This window comes from Paracoccus haeundaensis (assembly GCF_006239215.1).
GTDB classification, from domain to species: domain Bacteria; phylum Pseudomonadota; class Alphaproteobacteria; order Rhodobacterales; family Rhodobacteraceae; genus Paracoccus; species Paracoccus marcusii.
In genome coordinates, this window is sequence record NZ_VDDC01000058.1 from 1 (window position 1) to 12,006 (window position 12,006).

Consider the following 12,006-nt stretch of genomic DNA (forward strand, 5'->3'; position numbering starts at 1 on the left):
CGCGCGGCCGAGGCCCTGGTCCTCGGCGCCCCCGGCACCGGCGCGGGGGGCGACGCCTGCAGCGACCTGGCGCTGGCGACCGGGCTCGCGCTGCAGCTGGAGCTGTCCTGGGGCCTCGGCGGGGGCCTGACCTGGCACGCCAACCCGATGGCGCGGCTGGCGGCCGACCCGCATCTGCGCGACCGCGTCGAGGCGCATCTCCAGCGTGGCCATGGCCGCGCCACGGTGCTCCTGAAGGAGAGCCGCCCGCTCCTCGACGCACTGTCGGCCCGCCTCGAGGCAGAACGGGTGATCGAGGGCGATCCGTTCGAGGACCCGGTGACGGCGGTGGCCATCACGGCGGACGAGGGGTCGCGGGACGATCAAGATCACCCGTCACCGGCGCCGACGGCGTCAGTGGCTGGAGCAAGGGCGGTGACGGATGGCGACACGCCGCCTGCGGCCAGTGATGGCAGATCGGCCCGCTCCGTGCCGCCTTCCCCCGGCCCTGGCACGGGAGGGTCAGCCGATGCCTGAGCCGGACCCCGATCCTGCCACGCTGCGGGGCGCCCTCGTCGATGCGCTGGACGAGGCCGCAGTCCTGCGCGACCTTCTCGGGCTGGTCTTCTGGGCCGCCGAGGCGGTGCCCGGTCCCAAGGCGGCGCCGCTCACCCGCGGCGCCCTCCTGGCCCTCGACCGGCTCGACCTGCTGGTCGGGCATCTGGAAACGGCGCGGGCGCACATTGCCGCGTCACCGAAGGATACCCGGTGATGGAAAGCCGTGCCGCAGGAACGCCTGCCTCAGTCCTTGGCAACCCGACCGGAGGCGTCGCCGGCCACCTGGTCGCCCTCCACCCCAGCCTCCGCCTCGGCGATCATCTGCGCCAGGGGCAGGCCCAGGACGTCGGCGATGTCGGCCATCGTGCCCAGGGTGGGCTGGTGGCGGCAGGTCTCGAGCAGCGAGATGTAGCGCGGGCTGAGGCCCACCTCGTGGGCAAGGCCCTCCTGCGTGAACCCCGCCGCCCGGCGGTGACGGCGCAGGACGGCGGCGAAGGCGGTGAGCAGAGGGTCGGCATGATCGGTCATCCCGATCCTAGGCCCGCAGAAACCCGAGTCGCGCAAAGAAGTATACTATGGATTTTGAAGTTTCCTATGAATAGGATGCGCAGGACCCGTTCCCGTGTGCGTGAGAGAGACCCATGAGACCAGCCTGCATCCGCCTTGCGCGCCCCATCCCTGCCGGCCGCTGCGCCGAACCGCGCGCCTCGCCTTCTCCGCGCAGCCCCGCCGGGGCCTGAGGCTCGCGCCCCGCACGCGGCCCTTCCATCCATCACTCCCTCCGGTCGCCCTGTCGATCGACCCGCCGATCCCTCCCGCCGCGCGTTCCGTCGCGCGGCGCCCGTTCCCTGCTGCGCCCCGAGGCCCGCCATGATCCACCTGACACAGACCCGCCCGACGCCGACGCGTTTGGCGTCGAACCCCCTGTCCCTGCCCGCCCTGCTGCTCGGCACCGCGCTGGCCGCCGTCTGCACGCTCCCGGCACCCGCCCTGCCCGCACCCGTCCCGGCGGCCCCCGTCCCGGTCGACGCCCCGGCGCTGCCGGGGGGCCCGGGCCTGATGCGGGCAGACACGTCAGGGGCGACCGGCGCGCTGACCGGACCGCTGGTCGACGCGACCGCGGAGGCGCTTGGCGCGGAGCTGGCGCAAGGGGTGGAGGCGCTTACCGACCCCGAGGCGATCCTGGCGCATTGCCGGGCACGGATCGCCGCGACCCGCGCGCCGGTCGGGGGACCGTTGGCCGAGGCCGCGCTGTCGGCCTGCGAGGCCCGTGTGGCCGTCCCTCTGCGCGCGGCAATCGAGGCGGTGATCGCCCGCGACCTCGCCGCCCTCGAGGCCGCGCCGGAGACACTGGACGGGCTCCTGGCCACCGACGGCTATGCACTGGCGCCCCGGGTCGAGGCCTGGCTGAGCCGCAGCGAGGCCGCCGAGGCGCTGGCGCCGCTGCACGCCACCCTGGCCGAGGCCCGGGCCGCGATGGCCGCTCGGCGCGACGCGGTGATCGCCGCGGAGGCCCGCACGCTGGACGCGCGCATTGCCGCACTGGACCCGGCCCGCGACGACCGCGACGCCCTGCCCGACTGCGCAGTCTATGACCAGGGCACGCGCTGGACGGCACCGCTCCTCGGCCAGTGCCGCCAGGCGCGGGCCACCTTCGAGGCGCGGCGGACCGAGATCCGCTGTCAGCGCCTCTTCGCGGCGGCCGATGCGCCGGAGGCGCTGCAGGCCGCGCAGATCGACCTCGGCGGCGGCGAGAGCGTGGCGCTGCGCATCCTCGCCTGCGAATGGGGGCTGGAGGCCGCGCTCAACGCCCGCGGCGGCCTCTTCTCCAAGCCCCGGCACGACCTGACCCTACAGCTCGGCACGGAGGACGCGCCCTTGGCGCTGACCGGTCGGCTGCAGGCGCCAGAGGCCGGCGCACCAGGCGGTGACGCCGGCGATATCCCCTGGCGCCTGACGGGCATCACCGTGACGCCCGGGCGGCTGGCCGAGGGGCTCGATCCCGACGCGCCCGACACCCTGCGCCGGTGTCTCGGCGATCCCGCATCCTGCACCGAATGACCCTGACCATCACTTGCCCATCACCCGACCCCACCGAAGGAGTTCCCGCATGAAGACGCCCCCGATCCTCGCCGCCGCGCTGGCCCTGCCCGCGGCTCTCGCCCTGCCCGGCCCCGTGCGGGCCGAGCCCTACCTCGGCCGCTGCCACATGGGCGAGTGTCTGCATTACGAGCAGGTCTCGCACAGCGTGATCGGCACCGGCAGCGCGGCCGTGCCGGGGGAGCTGGTCCTCGTCGCCCTCCGGAGCGCCGTCTCGGACCGCGCCGACGCCGATCCCGCCACGCTTGCCTGGGAGGCGCCCGCCCCGGTGCAGGTCTTCTGCGCGAAGGACCGCCCGGCCTACCGCCTGGCCGACGGCGCCTACCAGGGCCTCGACCTGGTCACCCCCGCCGGTGCCACCACGCTGGTCACCGCGATCTATCTCCACGCCTGCCACCCTGGCGCGGAGATCTCCGACGACCCCTTCGCCGCCGCGCGTGCCTTGGGCTACGCCGCCACCCCCACGATGGTCCATGCCGATCTCGACGCGCTGACCGGGCGCTGAGCGCGCCCAGACCTGGCGGCGCATGCCGCGCCGCCGCGCCCTCATTCCCGAAGGATCGATGCCATGACCCTGCCTGCCCGCCCCCTGCTCATCGCCACCGCCCTGGCCGTCCCCGCCCTTGCCGCGGTCCTCCTCCTCTCCACCGGCGGGTCCCTCGGCGCCGCCGACCGCCGACTGATCGACCGGTGGGACGAGACCGTCGAGACCTGCTTCGACGACAGCCTCGACACGCTCGACCGCTCCGCCGCCTGCCTCCAGGGCAGGCGCCTGCGCGAGGAGATCGAGGGCCGCGGCCTCTGTCTCGATCTCACCGAACGCGAGGCCAGCTATCGTGGCGTGTCACGGTGTGATGGGTGAGGAAAGGGGTGACGGAACCATAACAAAGGAAGGATTACAAAACGAGAAAAAACGACTTTCGAAATGACACCTGCAATGCAAGGGTGATGGCAGTGCGGCATTCCTATATGTCATTTGCAGTCTGAAACGAGATGCGTGCCTCTGCGAGGGCTCGCCTCTCAAAAAGCAGCCCTGAGGTTTCATTAAAATCGAATTTTCCTATATTTTTAAGGTAATAACATAAAATTCCCAACACCACAATTAAAAATCTGTTAAATCAGTGTTAAAATTTACATAGCCGGAAAGATATTCATGAATTATCATTTTAGGGACCCTGAATCATTATGTGTAAATTTAAAATATGAATATTTTTAAAAATTAATTTTGCCATTTTTTTTGGGCCTCGCCTTGCTTGCCCCCGGTCAGAAACATCGGCCTGCAAAAAATAGGATTGTAATTGAAAAAACTGACAATAATATAAATATTAAAATTTCTTGTTATGAATTGACTTTGGTGTCACATTAGCGGTCATTATCACTTACGAGAAGGCCCGCTGATATCGTGCAGGTGCACTGGTTTTTGGCAAGGTCAAGCCGTGGTCAGGTGAGCCACGTTCTCAAAATGTTGGGTGCTGATGTCGCCGGTTTCTTCCCAAACGAGGCATCGATCATACGCGTGATCAGCGCCGTGCTGTTTGTGCAGAACGATGAATGGCACTACCCGAGCCGCTACATGATGGTCGAGGCCTTCGCCCGGATTCACAACGAGGAAATCGACCCCATTCTTAGCGAAACCACGAGGGTCGCCTAATCACGACCTCAGGCCATCCGAGACGTTACACTAGCTTAACGGACGGGACCCTTGCGTGCTATGGACAAGCCCCGCGCGCCGCGTGCTGCCGATGACCAAGGCGCGCTTGGCCCCACGCGTCGGGGATCCGGCTCTAATCGCATCTACAGGTCGGTGATGCGGCCGCCAACCACCAGCCGAGGATCGCAGGCGGGCCACGATGAACATGGGCCTTGATGTAGACAGTGTATGAAGCCTGTAAGTCTAGCGCTGCCGAGATGGCATCGAACACAACATGCGGATCGACCGGTTCGCGGCCCAGAGGCTTAGGCTGTGCCATATCCGTGGCGATCACGACATTCCACTCCGGGTTTATGTTGATGTTCTGACCCTTGATGCCGATCGCGGCAAAGGCACCGTTCGCGATGGACGGCTCGGTCCGTCCCGGCCACCACATGTATCCGTAATCGATCGTCTCGCCGCTTTTCAGCTTCTGCGGTTGGCCGGCGGTCTCTGTCCATCCGTCGGGCAGGATGGTGCTGCCATCGATCACCCCGCCCTCCAGGAAGAACTGCCCTAAGCGGGCGAAGTCGCGCAGGGTGGCGGACAGGCCGCTGCCGCCGATCTCGACCCCGTCGGGGCTGTCCAACCACCAGTTTGCGTCGGCCTCCATCCTATAGGGCTGCCAGATCTTTTAGGCCAAGTAGCGTGACAATGGCCTGCCGACAGCGCCATGGATGACCTCGCCCAGGACCTGCGTCTCTCCGGTGGAATAGGTGTGATGGGTGCCAGGGGCGTGGGCGCGGGGGAGTGCGGCCATCACGGCCATCGCGGCTCTAGGGCGCTGTTTGATCTGCGCGAGCAGCAGATTGCGGCGGTTGGAGGTGGCGTCGGTATAGGTCTCGTTCCATTCGACACCCGAGGCCATCAGCGGGATGCCGCGGATGCTAACCCGGTCATAGGCGCTGCCCGCCAAGGCCAGGACATGGTCGGCAACCGGATCGTCCAGCCCGCCGATATGGCCGTCCATGATCGCCGCGCCGACCAGGGTCAAGGTGATGGACTTGGCCTCCGACATCGACATCCAGCGCGTGTCGGCCGTGTTGCCGCGCTGATAGCTTTCAAAGACGACCGCGCCGTCCTTGACCAGGATCATCCCCGTGACAATGTCCAGCGACAGGAAGTCATACAGGTGATGGATCTCGTCATCGATCTGATAGCTGACCATGCCCGGCAGATCTCCGGGAGCCGCCACCAGGTCGCGGGAAGTGTCGCTGGCAAGGACCAAGCAGTTTCCACGGACAGTGCTGATATATCGGCCACTTTAGAACCAGCCATTCAAACGGCTTGAACCGTCGTCGTCCGGTCTTGCGATGGAACTCACGTCGCGCCTGGTGACAGTAGCAAACCAAGATTATTCCTTCTCCATTCATCACCAACCTCATCCAGACTCACCCTTGGAGCGGAGCAGCGGAAATCGCCCAGCAAATGAGAAGACGCGTGCTATAGTACAAGACCCGCGCCGACATCACAATCGTTGGTCCAAAAAACATACTGCGGTCCAATTGTGGTCCAATGTAACCCGATATGCAACGTAAACGAAAAAAGATTGCACCTTGGATTAACGGGCACGCTTCCAGCGTAAGTCTAGCGAAAATATTAATAAACGAAACTCTGAAAGCAAACCATGAGGTGGGATAACCCACTTACATTCTGCAAAGAAAAACATTATAAAACATGCAGTAAGCGGTGATTAGCAAGTCCGAACACATACGGCGACCCGGTTTCGGTCACTGAAGGGAAGACATTTTCGCAAGTCTGTGGATGCTGACCTAATGAGAAGCACACCTCAGCCATGCCTAGAAAACCTAGTCCGGTCCATTGGTCCAATGAAATTTTTTGATTGCAAGACACAACGACCGATGAACAATCGTGCCACGGGATTGACGCGGCTCTGTAGTCTAATGAGGAGGACTCAAATTGGAGAACGTTAACCCTGACGACTCTGAGAAGCTATTTGACGGACACTGTGACCATTTGCCTGTTGAAACCAGCAGCCCCTCAAACGGAGCATCTGCCGCGCTTACAATGGACGAACTCGAAGCGCTGGTGCGCGCGGGTCTTCATTCCGGGTTCTGCCTTTCTGGTCACGAAGGGATTATTTGCACAGCTGATTTCAAGCCGGTCTGCGGGCTTATCGCTCCTCTGCGCTGGATGCGCCGCAACGATGGATCAGGCTACGGGATGGAAGTGGCGTTCGGTACCCGGGATGGGGTTGTCGCCCGCATGGTCTTTGACAATAGAGAGCTGGACGGACGGCGTGTCATTGCCCGTCTGGCCGATAGCGGATTTTCTCTTCTCGGCGCGCCGACTGATTTCAAGCAGCTCCTCCGCGCGTGGCCGGACCTTCGGGTCGATCTGCGGGCCGATCATGCCGGATGGGTGGAGACGCCTTTAGGGGAGATTTATATGCGGCCTGACGGCACCTCAATTGCAGAGGTGCGCTGTGCCGCTTCACAGGCAATACTGGTTAACCCTCGACCTGCACAAAAGGCGGGAACCCTGACAGGCTGGCAGGAGGCTGTCGCAGGTTCTGCCCTGGGCAATGAACTGCTGATGTTCGGTATCTGCTCGACGCTTTCTGCACCCCTGCTGAAGCTGGCCGATCTGCAAACGACAATGTTCCACTTCTATGGGCAGGGTCCGATCGGAAAATCGCACCTCCTTGCCGTGGCCGCCAGCACCGATCGGTCACCCCGCCTGAGGCAGAGTTGGACGGTTGACGCAGATCGTCTTGAGGAACAGCTGGCACAGAGCTGCGACGGAATGTTGGACTTCGATTGCCTGTCAGAAAATCCATCGTCTCAGCTTCTCGGACGGCTGACCGGCCTCGGTGATGAGGCCGTCAGCGGGGGGGCGACATGGATCTGGCGGGGCGTGCGGCTCTCGACAGGCGAGCGCCCCTTGGCAAATCTTCTCGTTCGAAATCGCAAGATCGTGCCGGCCGCGATGATGTCGCGGATCATCGATATCACTGCCGATATCGGTCCACACGGAGCTTTGCAAACGCTGCATGGACACGACGATGGCGACGCCTTCCTCGTCACGATGCGGCAAGCTATGAGGGAGCATCATGGACATCTGATGCCTGCCTTCATCGACGCGATCAATCGGGATCGTTCCGCCATCATCGGCGCCCTCCCGCAGCAGATCGCGACAACCATCTCGGTCATTCTGGACCGGGCCGAACTTCCGGCTGATGTATGCACAGGATCACGCCGCGAGGCCCTGCGCCGGTTCGCCTTGGTTGCCATTGCAGGCGAGATGTCGATTGCCCTCGGTCTTCTGCCTTGGCCCGGGGGCTCCGCAATTGCCGCCGTCAGTTCCGTCACGGGTCGCTGGCGGTTTGGCCAGGACACTGCGGTTGCCCCTAAAGACATGCTGCTCCGACTCAGGGCTTTCATCGACCAGAATCGGCATTCATTGGTTTGGATCGATGACGCCAGCCCTACGGAGAGGGCAGACCCGGGGAGAGGCTGGCAGGATGATCAGTTTGTCTATCTCACCAAAGACCAGCTCGAAACGATCCTCCCTCTCAGGGACGCGATTTCTGGACTTGTGAAACAAGGCATTGTCGTACCCGGCGGGGAGCGCAATTCATGGACATACAGAATGGGTCGTCAGTTCGAGCATCGTCCACGCTATTACAGGTTCAGGAAGGATCTCCGCGTTTGGAAAGTATGAGTGACAGCTTTAAGGCAATTTAACGTAGCTTACTTGCCCGTCTTCTGCCCGGCCGAATACGTCGCTTTGTCGCGCCTGAACATATCGGACGAGATACCTTTTCCTACGCGCCTAGATGGAGACTGCCGCTCTGTTACCCACGTCATTGCAAATCTGCGCTCTGGTATTGCATTCTCGGTATCAGTCGCCTCGTTGTCAAATTAGTAAGGCCGGACGTGTGACTTATCTTGGCATTGGTAGCGGTCGTAGAGTGTTCCATAGTCGCCATTCTAGGGTCAGGATGCATTGATTTTCGTTGCGCTGCGTGATTCACCTCCCGGAAACCGGAGCGGTGATACGAGCGACCTTTTCTAGCTGACCGACGCGCAGATGGCATGTCTCGCTCCCTATTTTCCGAAGGCCCACGGCAAGCCATGCGTTGATGACAGACGTGTTCTTAGTAGGATTATCTTCATCATCCGAAATGGCCTGCGCTGGCGTGGTGCACCCACCGCCTATGGGCACCACAAGACGCGTTGGAGGCGTTGGAGCGGAAAGGGCATTTCGCTCGGATGATGGCCGGCCTCGCGGCCGAACATGGTGAAGAGGAGGCCGTAATGATCGACGCCACATACCTGAAGGCACATCGCACAGCGACCAGTATGGCCGTCAAAAAGGGGGGCGTGGCCGCCTGATCGGTTGGACCAAAGGCGGCATGAACACCAAGTTGCACGCCATTTGCGACAGCTAGGGACGACCGCTCGATCTGTTTATAACCGCCGGACAGGTGAGCGATTACATCGGCGCACGGGCGCTGCTCAGCAGCCTGCCGATGGTCGAATGGCTGCTCAGCGATCGCGGTTATTATGCCGCCTGGCTGAAAGAGGCGTTGCAGGACAAGGGGATGCGAGGCGCTCCAGACGCTGGCCCCGTCACCGGAGGACAGCTTCGTCTTCTTCGCGGCCGAGCGGCAGCAGGCCGTCCGCGCCCGCGCGTGGCTGGAGCGGATCGGCATGGCCAAGGGCAGCTTTCACGCTGCGGCCTAGTGGACCGCGGGCTGGGTGCCGCCCGAAACACAGATCCAAAGGCTGCCGCGGATCATAAGTTGAGCGCGTCCATCCGATGCAGGGCCCTTCAGCCTGTTTTTATAAAACGAGCCAGAACACACCCTCGCAAACGTGCCATGGCCAACTGCAGAGGCGATAAGGCCGATTTCTGTAGCATAAAGAAAGTCGAGGCGATTACCTCCGAAGTCATGCGGCGCATCCGAATGTCGGGGGATTAGGTCATGTTGACAAATGGAGGATCCAGAGACGGATCAACGTGATGTCAATGAAGCCGAGGAAGTTTTCCTCCGGCTTGTAGTAGCGGGTCGCGACACGCCTGGCGTTTTTGAGCCTGTCGAAGCAGAGTTCGACCAGATTACGGAGGCGATACAGCGAGCGATCGACACCAATCCGCTTCTTGCGGGACTTGCGCGTTGGGATCACGAGCAGGACGTTGCGTGCTTCCATGCCGTCTCTGATCTTGTCTGCATCGTGGCCGCGATCCGCGAGCAGCACGTTCGGGCGGGGCAGATTATCCGCCATCACCAGATCGAAGCCGAGATAGTTTGACGTCTGGCCTGGCGTGATCTCTGTCTTCATAGGAAGCCTGTGTGCATTGACGAGGAGGTGGATGTTGGTCGTAAAGCATCTCGAGAACGGCCGAAACCTTGTCGTGGAGCATATGCCTGAGCCTCCATGTTTATGCCCAGGTGTTCGATCAAAACGGGGGCCAGTTCAGGGCTGGACTATGATGGCAAAGATTGTCATAATTGCTCCATAACATGACGGAGGCTCTCATGGCGACGATGAACGTCTCAATTCCCGATCCCATGAAAGTCTGGGTCGAAGAGCGCGCCCGAGGGGGCAGCTTCAGCAATGCAAGTGATTACGTTCGACATCTGATCCGGCGCGACCAAGAACGCACCCATGCGATCGAGCAGCTTCAAGCTGCCATCACGGAGGGGCTGCAAAGCGGCGACCCTAAACCGTTCGATACTAAAGCCTTTAAGGCGAAGATGCGCCGCAAGCATGCCCGTTGAGGGACATTACAGCCTCAGGCTTACGCCCCAAGCGGAAGCCGATATGGAAGAGATCTGGCTGCACGGCGCGGCGGAGTGGTCGCCCGAGCAGGCAGACAGGTATGTCGATGGGATCACGGCTGTTTTCGATCTGCTTTGTGTCATGCCTGGGATTGCGCGAGAGCGCTTGGAGTTTAACCCGACTGTCCGCATTCATCCGTCCGGGGCTCATATGATCATCTATCGGACCGTCGGTAACCAACTTGATGTGCTGCGCATTCTCGGAGGTCGTCAGGACTGGCCAAGATTACTGGAGATGCTGGAATGACCTTTGGACTTTTTGCTCCTTTTTCCCAAGGGTCCGTTCCGGTCTGTGGCGCTTCATATTGAAACAGCCAACCAAAGTAGAATTTTCGCGAACTGGCAAAGTCGATTTTTTGCCTCTGCCATGAAGGCTGACTTGGCCCTGAGCGGTATGGCGCTAGGGCTTTCGACATGAGACTTGCTTTGATGAATATGTTGATTTCCACCCAGAACTGAGCCGGGTTTTCCATCGAGAAGTGAGCCACCTCTGATTATGGATATAGGGTCATAGAGGGGTCAAGGTATGGTTTGTCTCCTTCTTTTTCGTGGCCGCTGCGGCTGAGCTTGCCTTGAACCTGAAGCTGTCGTTTCCGGTCTCCAGGATGTGGCAACGGTGGGTCAGGCGATCGAGCAGTGCGGTGGTCATCTTGGCGTCGCCGAAGACCGTGGCCCATTCGCTGAAGCTGAGATTCGTGGTGATGACCACGCTAGTGCGCTCATAGAGTTTGCTCAGCAGATGGAAGAGCAAAGCGCCGCCTGATGCACTGAAGGGCAGATAGCCCAGCTCGTCCAGGATCACGAGATCGAGGCGGCTGAGACTTTCGGCAATCTGTCCGGCCTTCCCCCTTGTCTTCTCCTGCTCGAGGGCATTGACCAGTTCGATAGTCGAGAAGAAGCGGACCCGCCGGCGGTGCTGTTCGATGGACTGAATGCCCAATGCCGTCGCCACATGGGTCTTTCCGGTCCCTGGGCCACCGATCAGCACAACATTCTGCGCACCCTCCATGAACTCGCCGCAGTGCAGCTGACGCACAGTCGCTTCATTGATCTCGCTGGCGGCGAAGTCGAACCCCGAGAGGTCCTTGTAGGCGGGGAAGCGCGCCGCTTTCATGTGATAGGCAATGGAACGGACCTCGCGCTCGGCCAGCTCCGCTTTCAGCAACTGAGCCAGGATCGGCACAGCAGCGTCAAAAGCAGGCGCCCCCTGTTCGATGAGGTCAGTGACCGACTGCGCCATCCCATGCATCTTCAGACTGCGGAGCATGATGACGATGGCACCGCTGGCGGGATCATGACGCATGACGGCCACCTTCGGTCTGGCTGCGCAGACTGTCGTAGCGCTCGACATTGGCCGATGGCTCGCGCCGCAGGGCCAGCGCCTGCGGGGTATCCAGGGGCGGCCCGCCAACCACCTTCCCATCGATCAAGCGGTGCAGGAGATTCAGTACATGGGTCTTGGTCGCCACGCCCTCGGCCAGGGCCAGCTCCACAGCCGTCAGCACGGCCTGCTCGTCATGCTGCAGAACCAGGGCGAGGATATCGACCATCTCACGATCGCCGCCCGGCTTGCGTATCATTTGGCCCTGTAGTTGCCTGAAGGCAGGCGGCAATTCCAGGAAAGGTGCGCCATTCCGAAGCGCTCCGGGCTTGCGCTGAAGGACAGCCAGGTAGTGCCGCCAATCGTAGATCGTCCGCGGCGGCAGCTGGTGGCTGCGTTGAATCACGCGAGGATGCTCGCACAGGATGTTACCCTCGGCCGCCACGACAAGTCGGTCCGGATAGATCCGCAATGGTCTGCCCCCTGAAAAGTGGTCCTCCCTAAGGTATGGCTTTTGAGCCATTTGGAGGATGCAGGAATGCCCCAGAA

Annotated in this window: 12 protein-coding genes and 4 pseudogenes; 10 read left to right on the forward strand and 6 right to left on the reverse strand. The window is 61.9% G+C overall.

Annotation, left to right across the window (positions count from 1 at the left end; translation table 11 throughout):
• Positions 1–516, forward strand: a 516-nt coding sequence (locus tag FHD67_RS20625) for a M41 family metallopeptidase (RefSeq protein WP_484217443.1), incomplete at its 5' end; no start/stop codon positions are given.
• Positions 509–751: a hypothetical protein gene (locus FHD67_RS19035; protein ID WP_139599702.1), complete on the forward strand. Its 243-nt coding sequence runs from the start codon at positions 509–511 to the stop codon at positions 749–751. The genes FHD67_RS20625 and FHD67_RS19035, both read left to right, overlap by 8 nt.
• A gap of 29 nt (positions 752–780) precedes the next feature.
• Here the strand turns inward: FHD67_RS19035 and FHD67_RS19040 are convergent, their stop codons facing one another.
• Entirely contained in the window at positions 781–1,065 is a 285-nt protein-coding gene (locus FHD67_RS19040) for a helix-turn-helix domain-containing protein (protein WP_139599703.1), read from the reverse strand.
• Between the two features lie 342 nt (positions 1,066–1,407).
• Here FHD67_RS19040 and FHD67_RS19045 point away from each other — a divergent pair, with 342 nt between their 5' ends.
• The 4 genes and pseudogenes from FHD67_RS19045 to FHD67_RS19060 form a co-directional block, all read left to right on the forward strand.
• A complete protein-coding gene (locus FHD67_RS19045; RefSeq protein WP_139599704.1) occupies positions 1,408–2,598 on the forward strand; it encodes a hypothetical protein in 1,191 nt (396 codons plus the stop codon).
• 49 nt (positions 2,599–2,647) lie between these two features.
• A complete protein-coding gene (locus tag FHD67_RS19050; protein ID WP_139599705.1) occupies positions 2,648–3,142 on the forward strand; it encodes a hypothetical protein in 495 nt (164 codons plus the stop codon).
• Positions 3,143–3,205: 63 nt separating this feature from the next.
• The gene (locus tag FHD67_RS19055) at positions 3,206–3,499 is read left to right on the forward strand and encodes a hypothetical protein (RefSeq protein WP_139599706.1); all 294 of its coding nucleotides are present in this window, start codon (positions 3,206–3,208) and stop codon (positions 3,497–3,499) included.
• 609 nt (positions 3,500–4,108) lie between these two features.
• Positions 4,109–4,288, forward strand: a pseudogene (locus FHD67_RS19060) (IS256 family transposase); the annotation flags it as partial.
• Between the two features lie 133 nt (positions 4,289–4,421).
• Here the strand turns inward: FHD67_RS19060 and FHD67_RS19065 are convergent.
• Positions 4,422–4,916, reverse strand: a complete 495-nt coding sequence (locus FHD67_RS19065; RefSeq protein WP_176695217.1) for a serine hydrolase domain-containing protein — start codon at positions 4,914–4,916, stop codon at positions 4,422–4,424.
• 45 nt (positions 4,917–4,961) lie between these two features.
• Complete coding sequence (locus FHD67_RS19070) at positions 4,962–5,555, reverse strand: serine hydrolase domain-containing protein (RefSeq protein ID WP_139599708.1); 594 nt, start codon at positions 5,553–5,555, stop codon at positions 4,962–4,964.
• A 692-nt stretch (positions 5,556–6,247) separates the two neighbouring features.
• On the opposite strand from FHD67_RS19070, the gene FHD67_RS19075 reads away from it, so the two are divergent.
• On the forward strand, positions 6,248–8,011 hold the full coding sequence (locus FHD67_RS19075) for a DUF927 domain-containing protein (RefSeq protein ID WP_139599709.1): 1,764 nt from the start codon (positions 6,248–6,250) through the stop codon (positions 8,009–8,011).
• 369 nt (positions 8,012–8,380) lie between these two features.
• Positions 8,381–8,900: pseudogene (locus tag FHD67_RS19080) on the forward strand (IS5 family transposase); the annotation flags it as partial.
• A 376-nt stretch (positions 8,901–9,276) separates the two neighbouring features.
• On the opposite strand, the pseudogene FHD67_RS19085 reads toward FHD67_RS19080, so the two are convergent.
• Positions 9,277–9,728: pseudogene (locus tag FHD67_RS19085) on the reverse strand (IS5 family transposase); the annotation flags it as partial.
• 105 nt (positions 9,729–9,833) lie between these two features.
• Here FHD67_RS19085 and FHD67_RS19090 point away from each other — a divergent pair.
• The gene (locus tag FHD67_RS19090) at positions 9,834–10,076 is read left to right on the forward strand and encodes a type II toxin-antitoxin system ParD family antitoxin (RefSeq protein ID WP_139599710.1); all 243 of its coding nucleotides are present in this window, start codon (positions 9,834–9,836) and stop codon (positions 10,074–10,076) included.
• Positions 10,066–10,383, forward strand: a complete 318-nt coding sequence (locus tag FHD67_RS19095; RefSeq protein WP_139599711.1) for a type II toxin-antitoxin system RelE/ParE family toxin — start codon at positions 10,066–10,068, stop codon at positions 10,381–10,383. Before FHD67_RS19090 ends, FHD67_RS19095 begins: the two co-directional genes overlap by 11 nt.
• Before the next feature lie 261 nt (positions 10,384–10,644).
• Here the strand turns inward: FHD67_RS19095 and istB are convergent, their stop codons facing one another.
• A complete protein-coding gene (gene istB, locus FHD67_RS19100) occupies positions 10,645–11,439 on the reverse strand; it encodes an IS21-like element helper ATPase IstB (protein ID WP_127897961.1) in 795 nt (264 codons plus the stop codon).
• A pseudogene (locus FHD67_RS19105) lies at positions 11,429–12,006 on the reverse strand (IS21 family transposase); the annotation flags it as partial. The pseudogene FHD67_RS19105 and the gene istB, both read right to left, overlap by 11 nt.